The sequence below is a fragment of the Pseudomonas sp. FGI182 genome (assembly GCF_000511325.1).
GTDB lineage: Bacteria > Pseudomonadota > Gammaproteobacteria > Pseudomonadales > Pseudomonadaceae > Aquipseudomonas > Aquipseudomonas putida_Z.
On record NZ_CP007012.1, the window covers coordinates 5,530,831 to 5,556,674 of the forward strand.

The 25,844-nt window shown below is 63.8% G+C and carries 20 protein-coding genes; 4 read left to right on the forward strand and 16 right to left on the reverse strand.

The genetic code is table 11. The annotated features are described in order from the left end of the window. Positions 1 to 71 precede the first annotated feature (71 nt). Both selO and trxC read left to right on the forward strand, forming a co-directional pair. Positions 72 to 1,532 (forward strand): protein adenylyltransferase SelO, encoded by a 1,461-nt coding sequence (gene selO / locus C163_RS24320; protein WP_025340947.1) that lies wholly within the window; start codon positions 72 to 74, stop codon positions 1,530 to 1,532. Between the two features lie 127 nt (positions 1,533 to 1,659). After that, complete coding sequence (gene trxC / locus C163_RS24325; protein ID WP_025340948.1) at positions 1,660 to 2,094, forward strand: thioredoxin TrxC; 435 nt, start codon at positions 1,660 to 1,662, stop codon at positions 2,092 to 2,094. Here the strand turns inward: trxC and C163_RS24330 are convergent. Continuing rightward, positions 2,091 to 2,864, reverse strand: a complete 774-nt coding sequence (locus C163_RS24330) for a ParA family protein (protein ID WP_025340949.1) — start codon at positions 2,862 to 2,864, stop codon at positions 2,091 to 2,093. The two genes, trxC and C163_RS24330, sit on opposite strands and share 4 nt — an antisense overlap. A gap of 110 nt (positions 2,865 to 2,974) precedes the next feature. Continuing rightward, the gene (locus C163_RS24335; RefSeq protein ID WP_025340950.1) at positions 2,975 to 3,868 is read right to left on the reverse strand and encodes a LysR family transcriptional regulator; all 894 of its coding nucleotides are present in this window, start codon (positions 3,866 to 3,868) and stop codon (positions 2,975 to 2,977) included. 166 nt (positions 3,869 to 4,034) lie between these two features. On the opposite strand from C163_RS24335, the gene C163_RS24340 reads away from it, so the two are divergent. Continuing rightward, complete coding sequence (locus C163_RS24340; protein WP_256220416.1) at positions 4,035 to 5,222, forward strand: MFS transporter; 1,188 nt, start codon at positions 4,035 to 4,037, stop codon at positions 5,220 to 5,222. Positions 5,223 to 5,322: 100 nt separating this feature from the next. Here C163_RS24340 and C163_RS24345 read toward each other — a convergent pair whose 3' ends face one another. From C163_RS24345 to pilM, 11 genes are all read right to left on the reverse strand, one after another. Then, positions 5,323 to 5,670 (reverse strand): NirD/YgiW/YdeI family stress tolerance protein, encoded by a 348-nt coding sequence (locus tag C163_RS24345; RefSeq protein WP_025340952.1) that lies wholly within the window; start codon positions 5,668 to 5,670, stop codon positions 5,323 to 5,325. Positions 5,671 to 5,786: 116 nt separating this feature from the next. Continuing rightward, positions 5,787 to 6,851: a uroporphyrinogen decarboxylase gene (gene hemE / locus C163_RS24350; protein ID WP_025340953.1), complete on the reverse strand. Its 1,065-nt coding sequence runs from the start codon at positions 6,849 to 6,851 to the stop codon at positions 5,787 to 5,789. A 236-nt stretch (positions 6,852 to 7,087) separates the two neighbouring features. Beyond that, a complete protein-coding gene (locus tag C163_RS24355) occupies positions 7,088 to 8,506 on the reverse strand; it encodes an FAD-dependent oxidoreductase (protein ID WP_013974599.1) in 1,419 nt (472 codons plus the stop codon). Between the two features lie 106 nt (positions 8,507 to 8,612). Continuing rightward, complete coding sequence (gene gltB / locus C163_RS24360) at positions 8,613 to 13,058, reverse strand: glutamate synthase large subunit (protein WP_025340954.1); 4,446 nt, start codon at positions 13,056 to 13,058, stop codon at positions 8,613 to 8,615. 372 nt (positions 13,059 to 13,430) lie between these two features. After that, positions 13,431 to 15,065, reverse strand: a complete 1,635-nt coding sequence (locus tag C163_RS24365; RefSeq protein ID WP_025340955.1) for an SPOR domain-containing protein — start codon at positions 15,063 to 15,065, stop codon at positions 13,431 to 13,433. A gap of 15 nt (positions 15,066 to 15,080) precedes the next feature. Next, on the reverse strand, positions 15,081 to 16,178 hold the full coding sequence (aroB, locus tag C163_RS24370; RefSeq protein ID WP_015272135.1) for a 3-dehydroquinate synthase: 1,098 nt from the start codon (positions 16,176 to 16,178) through the stop codon (positions 15,081 to 15,083). 96 nt (positions 16,179 to 16,274) lie between these two features. After that, positions 16,275 to 16,793 carry a shikimate kinase AroK gene (aroK, locus tag C163_RS24375; RefSeq protein ID WP_025340956.1) on the reverse strand — a complete coding sequence of 173 codons (519 nt, stop codon included), beginning with the start codon at positions 16,791 to 16,793 and terminating at the stop codon, positions 16,275 to 16,277. Positions 16,794 to 16,797: 4 nt separating this feature from the next. After that, a complete protein-coding gene (locus C163_RS24380) occupies positions 16,798 to 18,066 on the reverse strand; it encodes a type IV pilus secretin PilQ (RefSeq protein ID WP_081742328.1) in 1,269 nt (422 codons plus the stop codon). After that, the gene (locus C163_RS24385; protein WP_025340958.1) at positions 17,990 to 18,991 is read right to left on the reverse strand and encodes a pilus assembly protein PilP; all 1,002 of its coding nucleotides are present in this window, start codon (positions 18,989 to 18,991) and stop codon (positions 17,990 to 17,992) included. The genes C163_RS24380 and C163_RS24385 overlap by 77 nt, the downstream gene beginning before the upstream one ends. A gap of 11 nt (positions 18,992 to 19,002) precedes the next feature. Further along, positions 19,003 to 19,539: a PilN domain-containing protein gene (locus C163_RS24390; RefSeq protein WP_025340959.1), complete on the reverse strand. Its 537-nt coding sequence runs from the start codon at positions 19,537 to 19,539 to the stop codon at positions 19,003 to 19,005. Next, positions 19,536 to 20,417 (reverse strand): type IV pilus biogenesis protein PilM, encoded by an 882-nt coding sequence (pilM, locus tag C163_RS24395; protein ID WP_025340960.1) that lies wholly within the window; start codon positions 20,415 to 20,417, stop codon positions 19,536 to 19,538. Before pilM ends, C163_RS24390 begins: the two co-directional genes overlap by 4 nt. A gap of 207 nt (positions 20,418 to 20,624) precedes the next feature. On the opposite strand from pilM, the gene C163_RS24400 reads away from it, so the two are divergent. Next, a complete protein-coding gene (locus C163_RS24400; RefSeq protein WP_371257969.1) occupies positions 20,625 to 23,075 on the forward strand; it encodes a penicillin-binding protein 1A in 2,451 nt (816 codons plus the stop codon). Positions 23,076 to 23,297: 222 nt separating this feature from the next. On the opposite strand, the gene C163_RS24405 is transcribed toward C163_RS24400, so the two are convergent. The 3 genes from C163_RS24405 to rpmE form a co-directional block, all read right to left on the reverse strand. Further along, positions 23,298 to 24,566 carry a malic enzyme-like NAD(P)-binding protein gene (locus C163_RS24405; RefSeq protein WP_024087853.1) on the reverse strand — a complete coding sequence of 423 codons (1,269 nt, stop codon included), beginning with the start codon at positions 24,564 to 24,566 and terminating at the stop codon, positions 23,298 to 23,300. 177 nt (positions 24,567 to 24,743) lie between these two features. After that, on the reverse strand, positions 24,744 to 25,565 hold the full coding sequence (locus C163_RS24410; protein WP_025340962.1) for a thermonuclease family protein: 822 nt from the start codon (positions 25,563 to 25,565) through the stop codon (positions 24,744 to 24,746). 2 nt (positions 25,566 to 25,567) lie between these two features. Further along, complete coding sequence (gene rpmE / locus C163_RS24415) at positions 25,568 to 25,783, reverse strand: 50S ribosomal protein L31 (protein ID WP_003257833.1); 216 nt, start codon at positions 25,781 to 25,783, stop codon at positions 25,568 to 25,570. Positions 25,784 to 25,844: the final 61 nt, after the last annotated feature.

Here is a 25,844-nt window from a genome sequence, read left to right on the forward strand (position 1 = left end):
CCTGTGGGAGCGGGCTTGCCCGCGAAGGGCCGCAAAGCGGCCCCAGTCCATCAATTTCTGGAGCCGGCCCCGTGAAAGCCCTCGACCAACTCACCTTCGACAATCGCTTCGCCCGCCTGGGCGATGCGTTCTCCACCCAGGTCCTGCCCGAACCCATCGCAGACCCACGCCTGGTGGTAGCGAGCGAGTCGGCCATGGCGCTGCTCGACCTCGACCCGGCCCAGGCAGAGCTGCCGGTTTTCGCCGAGCTGTTCAGCGGCCACAAGCTATGGGAAGAGGCCGACCCGCGGGCGATGGTCTATTCCGGCCATCAGTTCGGCTCCTACAACCCGCGCCTGGGTGATGGCCGCGGCCTGCTGCTGGCCGAAGTGCTGAATGACCAGGGCGAGCACTGGGACCTGCACCTCAAGGGTGCCGGGCAGACGCCCTACTCGCGCATGGGCGACGGCCGCGCCGTGCTGCGTTCCTCGATCCGCGAGTTCCTCGCCTCCGAGGCCCTGCACGCCCTGGGCATTCCCAGCAGCCGGGCACTGTGCGTGATCGGCTCGAGCACCCCGGTGTGGCGCGAAACCCGCGAAAGCGCGGCCATGCTCACCCGCCTGGCGCAGAGCCATGTGCGTTTCGGGCATTTCGAATACTTCTACTACACCAGGCAGCCAGAACAGCAGCGCGTGCTCATCGACCACGTGCTGGAGCAGCACTACCCCGAATGCCGCGATGCCGAGCAGCCTTATCTGGCCATGTTCCGCACCATCGTCGAGCGCAATGCCGAGCTGATCGCACGCTGGCAGGCCTATGGTTTTTGCCACGGGGTGATGAACACCGACAACATGTCGATCCTCGGCATCACCTTCGACTTCGGCCCGTACGCCTTCCTCGACGACTTCGACGCCAACTTCATCTGCAACCACTCCGACGACCGTGGCCGCTACAGCTACGCCAACCAGGTACCGATCGCCCACTGGAACCTCAGTGCACTGGCCCAGGCGCTGACCACGGTGATCGAAGTCGAACCGCTCAAGGAGGCGTTGGGCCTGTTCCTGCCGCTGTACCAGGCACACTACCTTGACCTGATGCGCCGGCGCCTGGGCCTGTCCACCGCGGAAGAGGACGACATGGCGTTGGTCGAGCGCCTGCTGCAGCGCATGCAGAGCGGTGGTGTGGACTACAACCTGTTCTTCCGCAAGCTGGGCGATCAGCCCGTGGCCGAGGCGCTGAAGGTGGTGCGTGACGACTTCATCGACCTGGCCGGTTTCGATGCCTGGGGGGCGGACTACCTGGCCCGCTGCGAGCGCGAAGCGGCCAATGCCGAAGGGCGGCGTGAGCGCATGCATGCGGTGAACCCGCTGTACGTGCTGCGCAACTACCTGGCACAGAAAGCCATCGAAGCGGCCGAAGCGGGGGATTACAGTGAAGTGCGACGGCTGCATGAGGTGCTGAGCCGCCCGTTCGAGGAGCAGGCCGGGATGCAGGGCTATGCCGAACGCCCGCCGGAATGGGGCAAGCACCTGGAAATCAGCTGCTCATCATGAATCCTGGGGCCGCTGCGCGGCCCATCGCGACACAAGGCCGCTCCTACAAGGGTACGCGGACTCCTGTAGGAGCGGCCTTGAGTCGCGATGGGCTGCAAAGCAGCCCCAAAAACCTCAAGGAAACGACATGTCCGACCCACTGGTAATCCCCTGCCCCCACTGCAACGGCCTCAACCGCCTGCCCGCCGAGCGCCTGGGCGACGCGCCGAAATGCGGCCGCTGCAAACAGGACGTGCTGCTGAGCACCCCCTTCGAACTCACCGAAGCCAGCTACGCCAGCCAGATCAAAGGCGACCTGCCACTGCTGGTCGACATCTGGGCGGATTGGTGCGGTCCGTGCAAATCCTTCGCCCCCACCTTCGAACAGGCCGCCCGCCAACTGGCCGGCCGCTGCCGCCTGGCCAAGCTCGACAGCGAAGCCAACCGCAACCTGGCCGGGCAACTGGGCATCCGCTCGATCCCCAGCCTGCTGCTGTTCAAGAATGGCCGTGAAGTAAGCCGTCAGGCCGGGGCGTTTCCACTCCAGTCGTTGCTGGAGTGGTTGCGTAGCCAGGGGGTCTAAGCGTTCTCTTCGAGCAGCGAATGCAACTCGACAAACTGCTGGGTCAGCTTGTGCCTGGGCTCCAGGTGAATCAGCGGAAGGCTGGCATGGTGCGACTCACGCATCTTCACCGAGCTGCCCAGGTACACCGGTAGCACCGGGAGCCCTTCGGCCAGCAGCTCGTCGAGCATCTGCTGTGGCAGGCTGGCGCGGGACTGGAACTGGTTGACCACGATGCCTTCGACCACCAGGTCTTCGTTGTGGTCTTCCTTGAGTTCTTCGATCTCGGCCAGCAGGCCATACAGGGCCTGGCGTGAGAAGCTGTCGCAGTCGAAAGGAATCAGCACGCGATCGGCGGCGATCAGTGCGGAAACCGCATAGAAGTTCAGCGCTGGCGGGGTATCGATGTAAATGCGCTCGTAGTCCTCGTCCAGTTCGTCGAGCAACTTACGCAGCTTGTTGATCTTGTGCTTCGCCTCAAGCTTCGGTTGCAGATCGGCCAGCTCGGCCGTGGCGGTGACCACGTGCAGGTTGTCGAACGGGGTTTCGTAGATATCGACCTGGTTCTTCTTGCTGAACGGCCCGCTGGACAGGCTTTGCTTGAAGAAGTCGGCGATGCCCATGGGGATATCGTCGCCGGTCAGGCCAGTCAGGTACTGGGTCGAGTTGGCCTGGGCATCCAGGTCGATCAGCAGGGTCCGATAACCTTCGCTGGCGCTCACCGCCGCCAGGTTGCAAGCGATGCTCGACTTGCCCACACCACCTTTCTGATTGAACACCACGCGCCGCATGATTGACCTCCGTGTATCAACGAATGCCCGAGTATGTGGCGCCGCTGCGGCAATGACCAGTGCCATTTGCCGTGTGGTCTGCAGAGGCCGCCCTGACAAAAAGCAAGCCGTCAGATATAGGCCTGCCCGGTGACCAGTTCGGCAAACGCCTTGGCCATCGCCGAACCCCCGCGCTCGCGCTGCACCAGCCACACCGCCGACATCGCCCCTTCATCCAGCAGCGTGCGATAGACCACCCCCTCGATGCGCATGCGCTGGAACGACGCCGGCAGCACCGATACCCCAAGCCCTGCCGATACCAGCCCGATGATGGTCATCGCCTCCCCCGCCTCCTGGGCAAAATGCGGGCTGAAACCCGCCTGGCGCGCCAGGCTCAGCAACTGTGCGTGCAACCCGCTGCCATAGCTGCGCGGGAAGAACACGAACGGCTCATGAGCCAGCGCGGCCATTTGCACGCCATGCTCCGTGCCTTCGGCCAATGGATGCGAGGCATTTATCACTGCCACCAGCGGCTCGCGAAACAACTCGGTGGCCACCAGCCCTTCCGGCAGCGGCATCGGCCGCATCAGCCCGACCTCGATGGACTCGTCGAACACCCCTTCTGCCACGTCGCGACTGCTCATTTCCTTGAGGTTCAGGTGCACCGCCGGGAAGCGCTGGCGAAACGCGTGGATGGCCTTGGGGATCTTCGAGGTGAACGGTGCCGAGGAGGTAAAGCCGATCTTCATCTCCCCCAGCTCCCCCAACTGCGCACGCCGGGCGACATCGGCGGCCTTTTCCACCTGCGCCAGCACCTGGCGGGCTTCCTCGAGGAACAACCGCCCCGCCTCGCTCAGCTCGACCCGACGGTTGGTACGCTCGAACAGACGGGCCCCCAGTTCCTGCTCCAGCGCCTGGATCTGCTGACTCAAGGGTGGCTGCGAAATGCCCAGCTGCTGGGCAGCGCGGCCAAAATGCAGCTCTTCGGCCACGGCGATGAAGTAACGCAGATGGCGCAGTTCCATGATCAGCTCCAAACAGGTCGTAAAACATCTCAAATAGGTCGAACAATATATTGGATCTAATCATTAGCCAGCTATATGCTTTTTTTCATTGCGCCAGAGGTACCCGCCCGTGAAAACTGCTGTAGCTCCCCTTCCCGCCGAGCCAGAACCTGCCCCGCTGAACGAAATGTGGATCGAAAAAGGCACCCCCGCTTTCATGAAGACCGTGCTGGCGCTATTCAGCGGCGGCTTCGCCACCTTCGCCCTGCTGTACTGCGTGCAGCCGATGATGCCGTTGCTGTCGAAGGAATTTGCCATCAATGCGGCGCAGAGCAGCCTGGTGCTGTCGGTCTCCACAGCCATGCTGGCGTTCGGCCTGCTGATCACCGGCCCGATCTCCGACCGCATCGGGCGCAAGCCGGTGATGGTGTTTGCCCTGGCCTGCGCCGCCCTTTCCACCCTGGCCAGCGCGGTGATGCCGAGCTGGGAGCTGGTACTGGCCACCCGCGCTCTGGTCGGCCTGTCGCTGAGCGGCCTGGCAGCGGTGGCGATGACCTACCTGAGCGAAGAGATCCACCCGCAGCACATTGGCCTGGCCATGGGCCTGTACATCGGCGGCAACGCCATTGGCGGCATGAGCGGGCGCCTGATCACCGGCGTGCTGATCGACTTCGTCAGCTGGCACACGGCGATGCTGACCATCGGCGGCCTGGCCTTGGTGGCGGCGCTGGTGTTCTGGAAGGTGCTGCCCGAATCGCGCAATTTCCGCCCGCAGGCGATGAACCCACGCAGCCTGCTGGATGGCTTCGTCATGCACTTCAGGGATGCCGGCCTGCCCTGGCTGTTCCTCGAAGCCTTCCTGCTGATGGGCGCCTTCGTCACCCTGTTCAACTACATCGGCTACCGCCTGCTGGCCGAGCCCTATCACATGAACCAGGCGCTGGTCGGCTTGCTGTCAGTGGTGTACCTGTCTGGCATCTACAGCTCGGCGCAGGTCGGCGCACTGGCTGACAAACTGGGCCGGCGCAAGGTGTTCTGGGCCAGTATCGTGGTGATGGCGGGCGGCTTGCTGATGACCCTGGCCAGCCCGCTGGTGATGGTTATCGTCGGTATGCTGGTGTTCACCTTCGGCTTTTTTGGCGCGCACTCGGTGGCCAGCAGCTGGATCGGCCGCAGGGCTTTGAAGGCCAAGGGACAGGCGTCGTCGCTGTACCTGTTCAGCTATTACGCCGGGTCGAGCGTGGCCGGTACGGCGGGCGGGGTGTTCTGGCACCAGTGGGGCTGGAATGGCATCGGGCTGTTCATTGGCAGCCTGCTGGCGGTGGCGTTGCTGGTGGCGCTGCACCTGAGCAAGCTGCCACCGAAATCGAGCTGAACCCCATCGCGACACAAGGCCGCTCCTACAGCAGAACGCGATTCCCTGTAGGAGCGGCCTTGTGTCGCGATGGGCTGCAAAGCAGCCCCAAAATCTCGGCTTAGTTGATGATCTCGACCATATCCACATCCACTTCCCGGCTCATCAGGTGCTTCTCCACCTCACCGGTCAGCTTGACCTTGGTCTTGTCGTTGAACGGCGTCGGCGGCAGGTCTTCATCATCGATTTCCACGGTGATGGTGCCGGTGTTGTCCTTGAACTCGTACTTGTCGTCGTTGTTGATCTTCTTGGTCACGAAGCCTTGCAGCACCACTGGGGTGTCGTCGGCAGCATCGTTGGCCGCAGATACGGTGGTGACGGACTGGGCACCGGGGCCGGTATAACCGGCAGCCAAGGCAGCAGTGCTGAACAAGGGGGCGAGGATCAACGCAAGATAATGTGCTTTCATGAGGAACAGGTCCTGTTTCGGTTTCGATGGGACCAGATTAACGACGATCGCTGAATTAAAACTTAATGCAACAAAAAGCCCGGCACATGGCCGGGCTTTCGTGTTCAGAGATCAATTCATTGATGGTATTGCGCCGACAGCTCATGCACCGCGTTGATGAACACGCCGGCGTGCTCTGGGTCGACTTCCGGTGTGATGCCGTGGCCCAGGTTGAACACATGGCCTGTGCCGTGGCCATAGCTGGCCAGGATACGCGCCACTTCCTTACGGATAGCTTCGGGCTTGGCGTACAGCACGGTCGGGTCCATATTGCCCTGCAGCGCCACCTTGTCACCCACGCGGCGGCGGGCATCGCCGATCTCGCAGGTCCAGTCCAGGCCCAGCGCGTCGGCGCCGGCTTCGGCGATGCTTTCCAGCCACAGGCCGCCGTTCTTGGTGAACAGGATCACCGGCACCTTGCGCCCTTCGTGCTCGCGGATCAGGCCGCTGACGATCTTGCGCATGTAGGCCAGGGAGAACTCCTGGTAAGCCGCCGCCGACAGGTTGCCGCCCCAGGTGTCGAAAATCTGCACGGCCTGGGCACCAGCGAGGATCTGGCCGTTGAGGTAGCTGGTGACCGACTGGGCCAGCTTGTCCAGCAGCAGGTGCAGGGCCTGCGGGTTGTCGTAGGCCATGGCCTTGGTCTTGCGGAAGTCCTTCGACGAGCCGCCTTCGACCATATAGGTGGCCAGGGTCCACGGGCTGCCGGAGAAGCCGATCAGCGGCACGCGGCCGTTGAGCTCGCGGCGGATGGTGCTGACCGCGTCCATCACGTAGCCAAGGTCTTTCTGCGGGTCGGGGATCGGCAGCGCTTCGATGTCGGCCGGGGTGCTGATGACCTTCTTGAAACGCGGGCCTTCGCCGCTTTCGAAGTACAGGCCCAGGCCCATGGCATCGGGGATGGTGAGGATGTCCGAGAACAGGATCGCCGCGTCCAGCGGGTAGCGGTCCAGCGGCTGCAGGGTGACCTCGCAGGCGAACTGCGGGTTCATGCACAGGCTCATGAAGTCACCGGCCTTGGCGCGGCTGGCGCGGTACTCCGGCAGGTAGCGGCCGGCCTGGCGCATCATCCACACCGGGGTGACGTCTACGGGTTGCTTGAGCAGTGCACGCAGGAAACGATCGTTCTTCAGGGCAGTCATGTCGGCATCCGGAAAAATAGTGCGGGCATTTTCTCAGACGCCAGCGCAAAAGGCACGGTCAAGGCCATGCGTTTTGTCTATTGGATGCCATGGATCAAGGATTTTTGTATACAAAAATGCCTTTGGGGCTGCTTTGCAGCCCGTCGCGACACAAGGCCGCTCCTACAGGACATACGCGATCCCCTGTAGGAGCGGCCTTGTGTCGCGATGGGCCGCAAAGCGGCCCCGACAATCGATCAGACTTCCAGGTAGTCCAGGATACCTTCAGCAGCAGTACGCCCTTCGAAGATAGCCGTCACCACCAGGTCCGACCCACGCACCATGTCGCCACCGGCAAACACTTTCGGGTTGCTGGTCTGGTGCTTGAACTTGCCCTTCTCCGGTGCCACTACGCGGCCCTGGCTATCCAGCTGGATGCCATGCTGCTCGAACCACGGCGCCGGGCTTGGGCGGAAGCCGAAGGCGATGACCACGGCATCGGCCGGCAGGATCTCTTCAGACCCCGGGATCGGCTCCGGGCTGCGACGGCCACGGGCATCCGGCTCGCCGAGACGAGTCTCGACCACCTTCACGCCTTCGACCTTGTCCTCGCCGACAATGGCGATAGGCTGGCGGTTGTAAAGGAACTTCACGCCCTCTTCCTTGGCGTTCTTCACCTCACGACGCGAACCCGGCATGTTGGCCTCGTCACGGCGATAGGCGCAGGTCACCGACTTGGCGCCCTGGCGGATCGAGGTGCGGTTGCAGTCCATCGCGGTGTCACCACCGCCCAGTACCACTACCTTCTTGCCCTGCATGTCGACGAAGTCTTCCGGCGACTTCTCGAAGCCCAGGTTGCGGTTGACGTTGGCGATCAGGAAGTCCAGCGCGTCATGCACGCCCGGCAGGTCCTCGCCCGGGAAGCCGCCCTTCATGTAGGTGTAGGTACCCATGCCCATGAACACCGCGTCGTACTCGGCGAGCAGTTGCTCCATGGTCACGTCCTTGCCCACCTCGGTGTTCAGGCGGAACTCGATGCCCATGCCGGTGAACACTTCACGGCGGTTGCTGAGCACGGTCTTTTCCAGCTTGAACTCGGGAATACCGAAGGTCAGCAGGCCGCCGATTTCCGGGTTGCGGTCGAACACCACCGGGGTCACGCCGGCACGTACCAGCACGTCGGCACAGCCCAGGCCGGCCGGGCCGGCACCGATGATGGCGACGCGCTTGCCGGTTGGCTTGACCTTGGACATGTCCGGGCGCCAGCCCATGGCGAAGGCGGTGTCGGTGATGTACTTCTCCACCGAGCCGATGGTCACCGCACCGAAGCCGTCGTTCAGGGTGCAGGCCCCCTCGCACAGGCGGTCCTGCGGGCATACGCGGCCGCACACTTCCGGCAGGGTGTTGGTCTGGTGCGACAGTTCCGCCGCGGCCAGGATGTTGCCTTCGGACACCAGCTTCAACCAGTTGGGGATGAAGTTGTGTACCGGGCACTTCCATTCGCAATACGGGTTACCGCAGCCCAGGCAGCGGTGCGCCTGCTCCACGGACTGCTGCGGCTTGAACGGCTCGTAGATTTCCACGAACTCCTTCTTGCGCTGGCGCAGCAGCTTTTTCTTCGGGTCCTTGCGGCCCACTTCGATGAACTGGAAGTCGTTGTTCAGACGTTCAGCCATTTTTCAAAACCTCTTTACCGCAGTTGCCAGCCTCAGGCTGCAAGCTGCAAGACGATCACTTGAGCACGACAGGCCCCGCGCACGGGGCCGTCACTTGCAGCTGTTGTTACTGCGGGTTGGCACGGGTGCTGGACAGCAGTTGCTTCAGGTTGGCTGCCTTCGGCTTCACCAGCCAGAAGCGCCGCACGTAGTCGTCCAGGTTCTCCGAGAGCTCACGCCCCCACTCGCTGCCAGTCTCTTCCACGTACTCGGCAAGGACCCGCGCCAGGTGGCTGCGGTAGGCCTCCATCGCTTCACCACTGATACGCTGGATTTCCACCAGTTCATGGTTGAGCTTGTCGACGAAGGTATTGTCCATGTCGAGCACGTAGGCGAAGCCGCCAGTCATGCCAGAACCGAAGTTGTAACCGGTCTTGCCCAGCACGCAGACAAAGCCGCCGGTCATGTATTCACAGCAGTGATCGCCAGTGCCCTCGACAACAGCGTGGGCGCCGGAGTTACGTACAGCGAAGCGCTCGCCAGCAGTACCGGCGGCGAACAGCTTGCCGCCGGTGGCGCCGTACAGGCAGGTGTTGCCCACGATGGCGCTGTGCTGGGTTTCGAACGGGCTACCGGCTGGCGGCACGATGGTGACCTTGCCACCGGTCATGCCCTTGCCGACGTAGTCGTTGGCGTCGCCTTCCAAGTGCAGGTTCAGGCCACCGGCGTTCCACACGCCGAAGCTCTGGCCCGCAGTGCCCTTGAAGCGGAAGGTGATCGGCGCCGCAGCCATGCCCTGGTTGCCGTGCAGGCGGGCGATTTCGCCCGACACCCGCGCACCGATGGAGCGGTCGCAGTTGCAGATGTCGAGGCTGAACTCGCCACCGGCCTGGTCGCGGATGGCCGGCATGGCCATTTCCACCATCTTCTCGGCCAGCTCGCCCTGGTCGAACGGCGGGTTCTTGTCGACTTCGCAGAACTGCGGCTTGTCAGCCGGGATGTGCGAGCTGCCCAGCAGCGGCGACAGGTCCAGGTACTGCTGGCGCTCGGTGTCGCCTGGCAGCACGTCGAGCAGGTCGGTACGGCCGATCAGCTCGCCGAGGCTGCGCACGCCCAGCTTGGCCAGCCACTCACGGGTTTCTTCGGCGACGAAGGTGAAGAAGTTGATCACCATGTCGACGGTGCCGATGTAGTGGTCCTTGCGCAGCTTGTCGTTCTGGGTGGCCACGCCGGTGGCGCAGTTGTTCAGGTGGCAGATGCGCAGGTACTTGCAGCCCAGGGCGATCATCGGCGCGGTACCGAAGCCGAAGCTTTCGGCGCCGAGGATGGCTGCCTTGATCACGTCCAGGCCGGTCTTCAGGCCACCGTCGGTCTGTACCCGTACCTTGCCGCGCAGGTCGTTGCCGCGCAGGGTCTGGTGGGTCTCGGCCAGGCCCAGCTCCCATGGGGCGCCGGCGTACTTGATCGAGGTCAGCGGCGAAGCACCGGTACCACCGTCGTAGCCGGAGATGGTGATCAGGTCGGCATAGGCCTTGGCCACACCGGCGGCGATGGTGCCGACGCCAGCTTCTGCCACCAGCTTGACCGAAACCAGGGCCTGCGGGTTGACCTGCTTGAGGTCGTAGATCAGCTGGGCCAGGTCTTCGATCGAGTAGATGTCGTGGTGCGGCGGCGGCGAGATCAGGGTCACGCCCGGCACCGCGTAACGCAGCTTGGCGATCAGGCCGTTGACCTTGCCGCCTGGCAGCTGGCCGCCTTCACCGGGCTTGGCGCCCTGGGCAACCTTGATCTGCAGCACTTCGGCGTTGACCAGGTACTCCGGGGTCACGCCAAAGCGGCCGGTGGCCACCTGCTTGATCTTCGAGCTCTTGATGGTGCCGTAGCGCGACGGGTCTTCACCGCCCTCGCCAGAGTTGGAACGCGCGCCCAGGCGGTTCATCGCCTCGGCCAGCGCTTCGTGGGCCTCTGGCGACAGTGCACCCAGCGAGATACCGGCGGAGTCGAAGCGCTTGAGGATCGCCTCCAGCGGCTCGATCTGCTCCAGCGGCAGTGGCTGGTCGGCCACTTTCACCTTCAGCAGGTCGCGGATCATCGACACCGGGCGCTGGTCGACCAGCGTGGTGTATTCCTTGAACTTGGCGTAGTCGCCCTGCTGCACGGCGGCCTGCAGGGTGTTGACCACGTCCGGGTTGTAGGCGTGGTATTCGCCACCGTGGACGAACTTCAGCAGGCCGCCTTGCTGGATCGGCTTGCGCGCGCTCCAGGCTTCGGCTGCCAGCAGCTTCTGGTCGCTTTCCAGGTCTGCGAAGCGCGCACCCTTGATGCGGCTGGAAACGCCCTTGAAGCTCAGGCCCACCACTTCCTCGGCCAGGCCGATGGCTTCGAACAGCTGCGCGCCACGGTACGAGGCGATGGTGGAGATACCCATCTTCGACAGGATCTTCAGCAGGCCCTTGGAGATGCCCTTGCGGTAGTACTTGAAGACTTCGTCCAGATCGCCCAGCACTTCGCCGGTACGGATCAGGTCAGCCAGCACTTCATAGGCCAGGTACGGGTAAACGGCCGAGGCACCGAAGCCCAGCAGCACGGCGAAGTGGTGCGGGTCGCGGGCGGTGGCGGTTTCCACCAGGATGTTGCTGTCGCAACGCAGGCCCTGTTCGGTCAGGCGGTGGTGCACCGCACCAACGGCCAGCGAGGCGTGCACCGGCAGCTTGCCCGGGGCAATGTAGCGGTCGCTCAGCACCAGCTGGGTCTTGCCAGCGCGCACGGCTTCTTCAGCCTGGTCGGCGATGTTGCGGATGGCCGCTTCCAGGCCGACGCTCTCTTCATAGTTGAGGTCGATCAGCTGGCGGTCGAAGCCTTCGCGCTCCAGGTTCATCAGCGAACGCCACTTGGCGGGCGAGATGACCGGCGAGCTGAGGATTACCCGCGAAGCGTGCTCCGGGGATTCCTGGAAGATGTTGCGCTCGGCACCCAGGCAGATTTCCAGGGACATGACGATCGCTTCGCGCAGCGGGTCGATCGGCGGGTTGGTCACCTGGGCGAACTGCTGGCGGAAGAAGTCGTACGGCGAACGCACGCGCTGCGACAGCACGGCCATTGGCGTGTCGTCACCCATCGAACCGACCGCTTCCTGGCCCTGCTCGCCGAGCGGGCGCAGCACCTGGTCACGCTCTTCGAAGGTGACCTGGAACATTTTCATGTACTGCTTGAGCTGGTCAGCGTCGTAGCTGGCCACGCCCTGGTCATCGGTCAGTGTCGCCTGGATGCGCGTGGCGTGCTGACGCAGCCAGCGCTTGTACGGGTGGCGCGACTTCAGACGGTTGTCGATGGCGTCGGTGTCGAGGATCTGGCCGGTTTCGGTGTCCACGGCGAAGATCTGGCCCGGGCCGACGCGGCCCTTGGCGATGACGTCCTCGGGCTTGTAGTCCCATACGCCGATTTCCGACGCCAGGGTGATGTAGCCGTTCTTGGTGGTCACCCAGCGCGCCGGGCGCAGGCCGTTACGGTCGAGCAGGCACACCGCATGGCGGCCTTCGGTCATTACGATACCGGCCGGGCCATCCCACGGCTCCATGTGCATGGAGTTGTATTCGTAGAAGGCGCGCAGGTCGGCGTCCATGGTCTCGACGTTCTGCCAGGCTGGCGGTACCAGCATGCGCACGCCACGGAACAGGTCGATGCCGCCAGTGACCATCAGCTCCAGCATGTTGTCCATGCTCGAGGAGTCGGAACCGACGCGGTTGACCAGCGGGCCGAGCTCGTCGAGGTCGGGGATCAGGTCGTTGGCGAACTTGGTGCGACGGGCCATGGCCCAGTTGCGGTTGCCGGTGATGGTGTTGATCTCGCCGTTGTGGGCGAGGAAGCGGAACGGCTGCGCCAGCGGCCATTTCGGCAGGGTGTTGGTGGAGAAGCGCTGGTGGAACACGCAGATCGCGGTTTGCAGGCGCTCGTCACCCAGGTCTGGGTAGAAGGCCGCGAGATCGCGCGGCATCATCAGGCCTTTGTAGATGATGGTCTTGTGCGAGAAGCTGCAGATGTAGTGGTCGGCGTCGTGGGCGTTGGCCACGGACGAACGGCGACGGGCACTGAACAGCTTGATGGCGAATTCCTGGTCGCTCAGGCCTTCACCGCCGATGAACACCTGCTCGATCTGCGGCAGGCGCTCAAGGGCCAGGCGGCCGAGCACGCTGGTATCGATCGGCACCTTGCGCCAGCCGACCAGCTTCAGGCCAGCAGCAAGGATTTCGCGGTCCATGTTGGCGCGGGCGGCTTCGGCTTTGACCGGGTCCTGGTTGAAGAACACCATGCCGACGGCGTACTGCTTGGGCAGCTCGACAGCGAAGTGCTCCTGGGCCACGGCACGCAGGAATTGATCGGGCTTCTGCATGAGCAGACCGCAACCGTCACCGGTCTTGCCGTCGGCGTTGATACCGCCGCGGTGGGTCATGCAGGTCAGTGCCTGCATGGCGGTTTGCAGAAGGTGGTGGCTCGGTTCGCCCGTCATATGGGCGATCAGGCCAAAACCACAGTTGTCCTTGAATTCTTCGGGATGGTACAGACCTGTTTTCATAGACACATTCTCACCAGGTTCACCTCTCAACGGAGGTAAATCTCTTTTTTAACAACCACTTACCATCCACGCCGATCAAACGCCAGCTTTTTTGCGGTGGCCATGGAAAACCATTGTTGCACAGCGACAGCGATGCCCACAAATTTTCATGTCTCACCATTGAAAATTTATGTCGCAATTTTGAATGTTTTTGCGCCATGCGCCGTGATAGCGGCTTGGCTCGAGTCTGAAGCGTTTCAGCCATGACTGCAAGTAAGGCTTGTGGCCGGCAGTCTGGGACAGAAAAGCCTGCCGCGTGACAACGCAGCAGGCTAGTCGAAAGTCAGTAATCGCTCAGCAACTGGGCGGCGGGGTGGTGCCGCCCGGAAGGTATCAGCGGGCCGAGGCCAGCTCTTGTTGGACGCTGGCGACGGTACGTGGCCAAGGTTTACCAGCCTGGACCTTCGCTGGCAAGTTCTTGATTGCCGCAACCGCTGCGTCGCGGTTGGCGAAGTTGCCGTAAGTGACTACGTACAGCGGCTTGCCCTGCAGGTTTTTCTTGAAGTAGCGATAGTCGCCACCCTGGGCCTTGACGAACGCCTGGGCCGAAGCCTCGGAGCTGGTACCCAGGATCTGCACCACGTAATTGCCCGGTTTCTGCCCGGCGTACCAGCCGCTGTTACCGCTGCCACCGGTGGCCGGCTTCTCGACAGGCTTGGCGGCCGGCTTGGCCACGGCGACCTGGGTCGGTGCTGGTGCAGGCTTGGCTGGCGCAACCGGCTTGGCAGGCTGGGTTGCGACAGGTTTTGGCGCAGGCGCAACCGGCTGCGGTTGCGGCTGTACCGGCTGGGCTGGCGCCGCGGCTACTGGCTGGGCAGGTACCGGTGCCGGGCCCGCCGGCACACCTTGCGGCGGTGCGATGGTGGTCACGGTTGGCGGCGGGTTGCCTGGCTGCAGGGCGGTATCACCGGCCGGGCTACCCTCTTCACCCTCACCCATGCCCGCGGCTTGGGCCAACGGCTCGCGCATCACCGGCTGCGACTGGCCAACCAGCGGTAGCGGCATCGGCTGGGACGAACCCGAGAACTCGATGGCTGGGTTGCCACCATTGGCCTGGCCCTCGCCAAGCGGCAACTGGGCCTGGGCGGCCGGCGCTTCGGCAGGCGCCTTGTCACCTTTCTTCGGCATCAACACCGCGGCCGCAACGGCGACCACAACCACAGCGGACAGCGCGAGCACATGTTTTTTAGGCATCTTGAACCCCATGGATGGTCGCTTGGCCGTCGAACGGCTGGCGATCATGGCTTCGATCAAAGTGTCACGGGCGACCTGGTTGATGTTGCCAGGCCAGCCGTCGGAGTTTTCATGGATATCGACGATCTGTTCACGGCTGAACACCTCGATGCCCCGGCCAGCACCTTCCAGGCGCTGCTCCAGGTACTCGCGGGTTTCTTCTTCACTGTAGGGGGCGAGTTCGATGATGTGGAAGCGTTCTTCCTCGACATTGATCTCGTCCAGCCCGGCAATCAGCGACGGCTCACCGAACAGGAACACATGCGGGCGCCCTTCCGGTACACCCGCCGCCAATTCCAGCAACGCTTGGAGTGCCGACTCGTCGAGTTGTTCCGCATCGTCCACCAGCAAGTACACTTCCTGGCCGGTCAGTGCCAGTTGCACCACCTTGGCCAGGATCGCCTGCATTTCGGCCTCGGCCACATCCAGGCTCTGCGCGACCTGGCCGAGTACGCTGGCGGCATCGCTGGCGCCACGGGCAGACACCACCACGCTCTGCACCGCCTGCTTGTTGGTACTGGCCACCAGGGCCTGGCGCAGCAGGGTCTTGCCACTGCCCAGCGGGCCGGTGACAACCAGCATCAGCTGGCTGTAGCGCGCCAGGTGGTGCAGTTGGCCGAGCACGGGCTTGCGCTGGGCCGGGAAGAACTTGAAGCCGGGCACGCGGGGCGCGAACGGATCGTGGCTCAACTGGTAATGGTCGAGAAAGGCCTCATCGGCATGCAAACTGGTCATTGCGCTGTCACAACCTCAAAGCTGGGCCACGATCGCGCGGTAATCCGCCGACAACGTGGCCTGTAGAATCTCTTTCGGATAGTCGTCGGTCACCACGGCCTCGCCCATCTGGCGCAGCAGCACCAGACGCAGACGGCCGTCGAGCACCTTCTTGTCGACCGCCATGTGCTCCATGAAATGCGCCGGGGTCATTTCCTGTGGTGGCACCACCGGCAAACCTGCGTCCTGCAACAGGCGGATTCCGCGATCGCGCTCGGCCTGGTCGATCCAGCCAAGGCGCATGGACATCTCCAGGGCCATCACCGTGCCCGCCGCCACGGCTTCGCCGTGCAGCCACACGCCATAACCCATGTGGGTCTCGATGGCATGCCCGAAGGTATGCCCCAGATTCAGCGTGGCGCGTACGCCAGACTCGCGCTCGTCGGCCCCCACCACCGCGGCCTTGGCCGCGCAGGAGCGGCGGATGGCTTCGGTCAACGCCACCGGGTCGAGGGCGCGCAACGCCTGCATATTGTCCTCGAGCCAGGCGAGGAACGGCTTGTCGCAGATCAGGCCGTACTTGATCACTTCGGCCAGGCCTGCGGACAGCTCGCGCGCCGGCAGGGTCTTGAGACTGGTGGTGTCGATCAGCACCGCATTGGGCTGGTAGAAGGCACCGACCATGTTCTTGCCCAGCGGGTGGTTGATGCCGGTCTTGCCACCGACCGAAGAGTCAACCTGGGACAGCAGGGTTGTCGGCACCTGGATGAAGTCGACGCCGCGCTGGTAGCAGGCGGCAGCGAAGCCGGCCATGTCACCGATCACGCCGCCACCCAGGGCGACCACGGTGGTGCGACGGTCGTGCCGTGCAGTCAGCAGGCCATCGAAGATCAGTTGCAGGGTTTCCCAGTTCTTGTGGGCTTCGCCATCGGGCAATACCACCGGCAGCACCGAATAGGCACCCAAGGTCTTGCTCAGGCGTTCGAGATACAGGGGCGCGACGGTCTCGTTGGAAACGATGGCAACCTGCCGCCCGGCGATGTGCGGCGCCAGCAGCTCGGGCTGGTCCAGCAGGCCTTCGCCAATGTAGATCGGGTAGCTACGCTCGCCCAGGTCGACCTTTAGTGTCTGCATGTATCCCCACAATGTACTTGGGCGCGGCGCCGTTCAGGCACCCGCGCGGTAACGTTGAACCTCGCCTCGGCGCTGGTGGCCGAGAATAGTCCCGGGCTAACGGGGCGGCAACTGCTGCAAGCGCTCGAGAATATCGATCACCACCATGCGTGGCGGCCGCTCGTCGGTTTCCACTACCAGGTCGGCGATCTCGCGGTAGAGCGGGTCGCGGGTTTCCAGCAGGGCGCGCAAGGTCGCCTCGGGATTGGCGGTGCGCAGCAGGGGGCGATTGCGATCACGCGCGGTGCGGCCAACCTGCTGTTCCACCGAAGCATGCAGGTAGATCACCCGGCCACCCTGGTGCAGGGCCTGGCGGTTGGCTTCGCGCATTACCGCGCCACCGCCGGTCGCCAGGACCACGCCGTCGAGTGCGCACAGCTCGGCGATCATCGCCTGCTCGCGGTCACGGAAACCCGGCTCGCCTTCCTTGTCGAAAATCCACGGGATGTTGGCGCCGCATCGCAGTTCGATTTCCTTGTCGGAATCCTTGAACAGCAGGCGCAGCTCTTTGGCCAATAGGCGTCCGATGGTGCTTTTACCAGCGCCCATGGGCCCCACAAGTATCAAATTTCGCACAGAATCAACGACTCACAGCAATCGCCTGGTCACTCATGATACGCGGAGTCAGGAAGACCAGCAGCTCGGATTTTTTCTCTTGTAATGCATCGCGTCGAAACAGCCGCCCAACATACGGCAGATCGCCGAAAAATGGCACCTTGTCGACCACATTGTTTTGCGAAGTCGAGTACACGCCACCAATCACGATCGTTTCACCGTCCACCACGCGAACCTTGGCATTGACCTCGTTCTTGCGGATCGGCGGTACGTTGTTCAAGGCATTGACGTAATCCGGCTCGTCCTTGGTCACCCTGACGGTCATGATCACCTTGTTGTCCGGGGTGATCTGCGGGGTCACCTCCAGCGACAGCGAGGCTTCGCGGAACGCTACCGAGGTGACACCGCTCTTGCTGGTTTCCTGATACGGCACCTCGGTACCCTTGAGGATCCTGGCCGTTTCCTTGTCGGCCGTGACCACCTTGGGCTGCGAGACGATTTCGCCGTTGCCGCTCTTTTCCATGGCACTGAGCTCCAGGTCGAGCAGCACGTCGCCACGCAGCAGGCCCAGGCCGATGCTGCCGCCCACCCGCTCCACCCCTAGGTCGACGAACAGGTCCTTGCCCGGCAGCGGGTCTTCAACGTAAAGCAGCCCACCCCAGCGCACCCCCAGGCTTTTTTCGTAATCGACGTTGGCCTCGACGATACGCGCCTCGATCGCCACCTGACGCACCGGCACATCCAGCTGCGCCACCAGTTGCCTCAGCTCGGCAAGGCGGTCGGCCGGCTGGTGCACCACCAGCGTATTGGTGCGCTCATCGACACTCAGGCTGCCCCGACCGGTGAGGATGCCGTCATCTGCCAGGCTCGCCAGCAGCAGCTCCGCAAGTTCGGCGGCCTTGGCGTGATGGATGGGCAACAGCTCCCGGCGCAACGGCTGCAACTGCGCATCCAGCGCCTGGCCCACACGAGCATCGACAGACTGCGCGGCAAACTCGGCCGCAGGCGCCACCAGCAGCACATTGCCCTCCTGGCGCCGGGCCAGGCCCTTGCTGCGTAGCACCAGGTCCAGCGCCTGATCCCATGGCACATCCTGCAAGCGCAAGGTGACGCTACCCTGCACGGCATCGCTGGCGACCAGGTTGACGCCAGCATAGTCAGCCAGCACCTGCAGCACCGAGCGCACTTCCACATCCTGGAAGTTCAGCGACAGTGGTTCACCCTGATAAGGCGTCGCCGACGCCAGCGGGACCGGCAGCAGGGCTGCCAGCATCCATTTCATCAATGTTTTCATCGTCGTCCGGGGCCTCCTTGCCCAGGTGCTTTGCGAGTGTGATGAACGCCGTGCGTTCATGCCACACCCCTGCCATGAACAGCCGTTCGCGTACTTCGACCTGGGCTTGATCAACCCTCGCCACCACACCTTGGTCGCGCCCGACCCGGTCACCAGGGCGCACGCGATAGAGCCTGCCGGCCGCCATCAGCAGTGCTTCGTGCTCCGCCCCACGCGACAGGCTGCCGACCATCTCCAGTTGCGCCAAAGGCACGTCGGCCAACCCGCTGCCCGTCAATCGCGTCGCCCCGGGCGCAAACGGGTCCACCGGGGGCGCTGCCGTCACGCCCCTGGCCGGCATGCGCGCAAGCATCGCAGGCTCCGGCACTGGCGCCAGCGCCTGATAGGCATCAACCCGCAACTGCAGGCGCAGCAGGCCAGACTTGCCATCTGCTGCAGCCAGCTGCAGGTCACCGCTGCGCAGCACACGCGCCTGGCCCAACCAGTCGCCCAACCACTGGCGCAAGGCCGCGTATCGTCCCACCACCTGTAGCTCCAGCGGTACCTTGCGCAAGCCCGCCTGTTGTTCATCTTCATGTACATCGAAGCGCTCGATGAGCAAGCCGTGCGCATGCCCCGACGCTGCCAGGCGCTCGAGCAGGTCGCTCATGCCCTCCCCGGCCGCCAGGTGCCAGTACGCCTCCCGCAAGCGTCGCTCGGCAATGGCCACAGACGCCTGGAGCTGCTCCAGTTCGGCCAGCTGCACCGCGCCGGCTGAATGCTGTTCGTGCAACTCGGCGTGCCGGGCCTCCTCCTGCGCCTGCTGCTGCAGCACTGCAGGGAGACGTATGGCGCAGCCCAGGCCGAACAACGCCAAGGCCATCAGCACTGGCGCCAGCTGCCTGAAGCGGCTGGAGCGTTCGGCCATGGCCAGCCAGCCGAGCACCTGTGCAGCATTCACGACCAGAACGCCGAAACGCGCGCGCCCAGCAGGAATTCATCGCCGCCCGGCAGGCTCCTGATGCGCTTGAGCTCCAGACCAACCAGCGCACTCGAGCGGCTCAGGTCCCGCATGAACTGCGCGACCACGGCACCGGACGTGGCCAGCCCGGTCATCTGCAGGCTGCCGTCTTCCAGGCTGAGGTCGAGCAGTTGCACACCCACTGGCAACGCCCGCTCGAGGTCAGCGAACACCCCGGCCAGCACATCCTGGTTGGCACGCAGGCCTTCCAGCGCCGCCGCACGTGCCAGTAGCGCCTCATGCTGCGCACGCACATCGGCCAGCGGCTGCAATTGCTCGCCCAACACCTCAAGGGCCGCCTGGTGCCGGATATTGGCCAGCGCCTGCTGCTGCCCGCGCTGGCGGGCCAGCTGGTCGACCAGCGTCACGCCACACAGGGCCAGCAACGCGCCGGCGACCAGTCGCCTGCGGAAAGACCGCAAGGCGGCCTGGCGTTGCCGTTCGCGCCAGGGCAGAAGGTTCAGCCGCATCATCGGCGCAACCCTCCGAGAGCCAGGGCGCACGCCAGAATCATCGCGCCATCGACGTGTTCCACGCGCGCCAGGTCGGGTACCAGGCGACACGGCAGGTTCAACCGGGAGCCGAGGCTCTGCAACTGGCCCGGCTCGATCGGCGAACGGCTGGCGATCAACAGACAATCGGGCAAAGGCTCACCGGCGAGCAGGGCCAGCAGGCGCTCCGGCAGCGCCCCGGCTATCGTCGACAGCCCCAGGTTCAGCTCACGCCGTTGCTGAGGCCGACCCGACTGCCAGCCATGAAGGGTGGTGCTTTGCGCCTCGATACGCAGCAACGCCGAGCTTTGGTGCCTGGCCAGCGGCAGCATGCGCCCCAAGGCAATGCTGTCGACCTCCACGGCCTCCAGTTGCAACCCGGCCTCCTCGACGATGCCCTCAAGTGGCGCCAGTGCACTCTGTCGACACGCAGCCACCATCACCTCGGCGCAGCCTGGCTGGACGCTAGAGCCTCCCAGGACCTGAAAATCCAGGGCCAGGTCTTCCAGCGGAAATGGAAACAGCCGTTCGGCGTCAGCCAGCAACTGCGCCTCCATTTCTGCCCCGCCCTGTTCAACCGGCAGGTGGCACAGCTTGCAGATCACCTGGTTGCCCGGCAGTGCCAGCGCCACCCGGCGCTGCCTGAGGCCGCTGCGTCGGTAGGCGCGCCTCAAGGCAGCCGCCACGGCGCCAGGCTCTGCCGCCCAGTCACTGCCAGCCGGTGATTCGAACGGTTCTTGTACCGAGGCAAGCACACGGCAGCGCCGGTTACGCCGCTGCAGTTGCACAATCCGAACGGAGTCGAGGGCAATTTCCACCCCCACGAGTGAACCGGCATCCTTGCCGAAGCGTCCTAGCATCGTGGCATCCTTGTTGTCTGTCGCCGCCATCTGTCGCGGCTACCTGCCCCAACCCCGCGTCAACACTAGGCCGCGCCGGCCCATCGAGGCGACGGGCAGCCTGGCCGGTAACCCGGAGAGGCGAAAAAATGCTTATAATGCCCAGCGTTTTTTGGTCCGCCGGACCTGCGTGCAATCCACTCCCAACCTGGACACCGAAAAGCCTTGATACGTCTGCTGAAGTTCTTCTGGTGGTCTTCCGTCGCAGTCATTTGCGCGCTCGTACTCGGTGTGAGCGGTGCGTTTCTGTATCTTAGCCCCAGCCTGCCCTCGGTCGAGTCGCTCAGAAGCATCCAGTTGCAGATCCCCCTCAGGGTGTACAGCAGCGACGGCAAGCTGATTGCCGAGTTCGGCGAAATGCGCCGCTCGCCGATCCGCTTCGCGGAAATTCCCCCACAATTCATCCAGGCGCTTCTGTCGGCCGAGGACGACAATTTCCTCAACCACTATGGCGTCGACCCCAGCAGCCTGATGCGCGCCGCGACCCAGCTGGTGAAAACCGGCCATATCCAGACCGGCGGCAGTACCATCACCATGCAGGTGGCGAAGAACTTCTTCCTCACCAGCGAGCGCAGCTTCTCGCGCAAGACCAACGAGATCCTGCTGGCCCTGCAGATCGAGCGTGAGCTGACCAAGGACGAGATCCTCGAGCTGTACGTGAACAAGATCTACCTGGGTAACCGCGCCTACGGTATCGATGCCGCCGCGCAGGTGTACTACGGCAAGTCGATCCGCGACGTGAGCCTGGCCCAGATGGCGATGATCGCCGGCCTGCCCAAGGCACCCTCGCGCTTCAACCCGCTGGCCAACCCGGTGCGCGCCAAGGAGCGCCGCGACTGGATCCTCGGCCGCATGTACAAGCTGGGCAAGATCGACGAAGCCAGCTACCAGGCAGCCCTGGCCGAGCCGCTCAACGCCAGCTACCACGTGCCCACGCCTGAAGTGAATGCGCCTTACATCGCCGAAATGGCCCGCGCCGAAATGGTCGGTCGCTACGGCAGCGACGCCTATACCGAAGGCTTCCGCGTCACCACCACGGTTCCCAGCGACATGCAGGAAATGGCCAACAAGGCCATCCTCAACGGCCTCTCCGACTACGATGAGCGCCACGGCTACCGCGGCCCCGAAGCACGCTTCCCGGGCCGCACCCAGGCGGCCTGGCTGCAGGAACTGGGCAAGCAGCGCAGCCTTGGCGGCCTGGAGCCGGCCATCGTCACCCAGGTAGAAAAAACCGGCCTCAAGGTACTGACCCGCAGCGGCCAGGAAGAGCTGGTAGCCTGGGACACCATGAAATGGGCGCGCCCGTTCATCAATAGCAACTCCCAGGGCCGTGCGCCGCAGTCGCCGGCAGACGTTGCCCAGGTCGGCGACCTGGTGCGCCTGCAGCGCCTGGAGGATGGCAAGTTCAAGTTCAGCCAGGTACCTGGCGCGCAGAGTGCGCTGGTCACCCTCGACCCTTACAACGGCGCCATCCGCGCCCTGGTCGGCGGCTTCTCGTTCGAGCAGAGCAACTACAACCGCGCCATGCAGGCCAAGCGGCAGCCGGGCTCGAGCTTCAAACCGTTCATCTACAGCGCCGCCCTGGACAGTGGCTACACCGCATCCAGCCTGGTCAACGATGCACCGATCGTGTTCGTCGACGAGTACCTGGACAAGGTCTGGCGACCGAAGAACGACACCAACACCTTCCTTGGCCCGATCCGCATGCGCGAAGCGCTGTACAAGTCGCGCAACCTGGTGTCGATCCGCCTGCTGCAGGCAATGGGCGTGGACCGCACCATCGACTACATCGCCAAGTTCGGCTTCAACAAGCAGGACCTGCCGCGCAACCTGTCGCTGGCACTGGGCACCGCCACCCTGACCCCGATGGAAATCGCCACAGGCTGGAGTACTTTCGCCAACGGTGGCTACAAGATCACCCCGTACCTGATCGATCGCATCGAAAGCCGCAGCGGCGAGACACTGTTCACCGCCAACCCGGCCCGGGTACCGCAAGGTGCCGAGGACCAGGCAGGTGTGGCCGCGCCCGAACAGCCGATCAGCACCGCCGCCATGCCGGGCGAGGCACCCGCCGCCTTCAGCCAGGTGGCGTCTGCACCGCAGGCGCCGGCCGTGGCCGAGCAGATCATCGACGGGCGCACCACCTACATCCTCACCAGCATGCTGCAGGACGTGATCAAGCGCGGTACCGGCCGCCGGGCGCTGGCCCTGGGCCGCACCGACCTGGCAGGCAAGACCGGTACCACCAACGAGTCCAAGGACGCCTGGTTCTCCGGCTACAACGCCGACTACGTGACCACTGTGTGGGTCGGTTTCGACCAGCCCGAAACCCTTGGTCGCCGCGAGTACGGCGGCACCGCGGCACTGCCGATCTGGATGAGCTTCATGGGCGCGGCACTCAAGGACAAGCCTGCGCATGCGCCGGCAGAGCCGGAAGGCATCCTCAGCCTGCGCGTCGACCCGGTCAGCGGCCGTGCCGCTTCGCCGAGCACACCGAATGCCTACTTCGAGCTGTTCAAGGCCGAAGACTCGCCGCCGTCGGTGGACGAACTGGGCACTGGCGCAGCACCGGGCAGCCCGTTGCCGGCGGATGAAGCGGCGCCGATGGATCTGTTCTGAAGCACAGCGGTCAACGCCGTCCGTGTAGAAGCGGCCTTGTGTCGCGAAAGGGCCGCAAAGCGGCCCCAGCAATGTCTGCTTGATGCATGAACCCCGGGGGCGCTTCGCACCCCTTTCGCGACACAAGGCCGCTCCTACAAGGGACCGCATCATCAGTGCAGCGTGTAAACAAAAAGCCCCGGCTCATACGAGCCGGGGCTTTTTTATGTCGCCAGGCAGCAATCAGCCTTTGAACACGTCATCCACGCTGGTCAGCGGGTAGTGCTTCGGATACGGCAGGGTAGCCACGCCGGATTCGATGGCGGCCTTGGCCACAGCGTCGGAAACGACGGTGATCAGGCGAGCGTCCAGCGGTTTCGGAATGATGTACTCACGGCCAAATTCCAGAGCCTGTACGCCGTAGGCGTCGCACACTTCCTTCGGCACTGGCAGCTTGGCCAGGTCTTTCAGGGCGATGGCAGCGGCGATCTTCATTTCTTCGTTGATACGCTTGGCGCGAACGTCCAGGGCACCACGGAAGATGAACGGGAAGCCCAGTACGTTGTTGACCTGGTTCGGGTAGTCGGAACGACCGGTAGCCATGATCACGTCGCTGCGAGTGGCATGCGCCAGCTCTGGCGAGATTTCCGGGTCCGGGTTCGAGCAGGCGAACACGATCGGGTTGGCAGCCATCGACTTCAGGCCTTCGGCGCTCAGCAGGTTCGGGCCGGACAGGCCTACGAACACGTCGGCACCGTCGAGGGCGTCAGCCAGGGTGCGCTTGTCGGTGGCGTGGGCGAACTGCGCCTTGTACTGGTTCAGGTCGTCACGGCCAGCGTGGATCACGCCGCTGCGGTCGATCATGTAGATGTTCTCGACCTTGGCGCCCATGCTCACCAGCAGCTTCATGCAGGAGATGGCAGCAGCGCCGGCACCCAGGCAGACGATCTTGGCGTCTTCCAGCTTCTTGCCGGCGATTTCCAGGGCGTTGATCATGCCGGCCGCGGTCACGATGGCGGTACCGTGCTGGTCATCGTGGAATACCGGGATGTCGCACTGTTCGATCAGGGTGCGCTCGATTTCGAAGCACTCAGGCGCCTTGATGTCTTCGAGGTTGATGCCACCGAAGGTGATCGAGATGCGGCGAACGGTGTCGATGAACGCCTGCGGGCTTTCCGATTCCACTTCGATGTCGAACACGTCGATACCGGCGAAACGCTTGAACAGAACACCCTTGCCTTCCATGACCGGCTTGGAAGCCAGTGGGCCGAGGTCACCCAGACCGAGGATGGCGGTGCCATCGGAAATCACCGCAACCAGGTTGCCTTTGCCGGTGTATTTGTAAGCCAGCTCTGGATCACGGCCGATTTCACGCACGGGCTCAGCAACACCTGGGCTGTAGGCCAGGGCGAGGTCACGGGCGGTGGCGGTGGGCTTGGAGAGTTCGACGCTCAGTTTCCCCGGACGAGGTTGAGCGTGATATTCGAGAGCGGCGGTTTTCAGGTCTGACATGGTGGGCATTCCGCTATTTACTGTTCTGACGGACCGCCGAGGATACGCAAAGAGCCGGGGAGCCACAAGACTGGTCGGTCACTTGTGTCAAGGCCTTTAGCCTACGACTTTACGCTATAACCCACGGGGCATACGGCTAACAGTGTGTACAATCTAATAGCGAAATGTCTACATCTTTTAGCCTGAAATGCGCTCCAACATGCTCGGATCGGTCAACGGCAACAGCCAGCGTCGCTGCCCGGGCTTGAGGCCGCCCTTGCGGGAACGATCCAGCACCCAGCCACGCGCCTCGACTTGGCGTCCCTTGAGGTTATCGAAGAAGCTGGCGGGGAAGTTGCGCTGCAGACGAGCGGGAACCTGCAGCACCACCGCACCGTCCAGGTTCAGCCAGACCCCGCCACGGTTGCGCTCCACGCCTTCGATGCGGCCCGCAATGACCGCGAAACCCGACTGCCGGACATCCCCGGCACGCACCACCGGCGAACGACGCCACAGCCCGGAGCCAGCCTTGCGCGCAGCCTGCTCGGCAAGCTGCTGGCAAGCGCTGAGGCGTACATTGGGGGCAACCGCGACGCGATAGCCCAAGCCCTCACTGAGCAGCTGTGCTTCGATATTGTCGCCATTGCGGCCATAGATATGCGCCAGCGTGCGGCCGTATTTGTCCTTGGACTCGACGCCCGGCTCCAGCCCGACACGCCCGTCGCTGGCCTTGACCAAGGCCTGCAAACGCTGCCTGGCGGCCTCGGCATAGGGCTCGCTGGTGCGCCCGTTACGGCCGATTTCCGGGGCATTGATGCCGATCAGTCGCACGCTGCGGCCATCGACCAGACGCAAGGTATCGCCATCGACCACCTGGCGCACCGCCACCTGCTGAGGGCTGCCTGGTAGCGGGCAGAACGCCAGGGCCGGGAAATGCCAGATGACGCCCATAAAAAAGGCGCCCACAAGGGGCGCCTTTTTTTGCAGCAATGCGAAACCCGAGGGGTTCGCCATGCGCATGATTACTTCTTGGTACCGAACATACCGAAGCGATCGGCGAACTTCTGTACGCGACCACCGGTGTCCAGGACTTTCTGCTTACCGGTGTAGAACGGGTGGCACAGGTTGCAAACGTCGATCGCCAGGGTGCTGCCCAGGGTCGAACGGGTTTCAAACTTGTTGCCGCAGCTGCAGGTGACTGCAACTACTTCGTAGTTCGGATGAATATCTGCTTTCATGGTCACTTCCTCGAGCTGCGTGCCGCCACCCAACACCAATTGTTGAATACCGCACGTAATT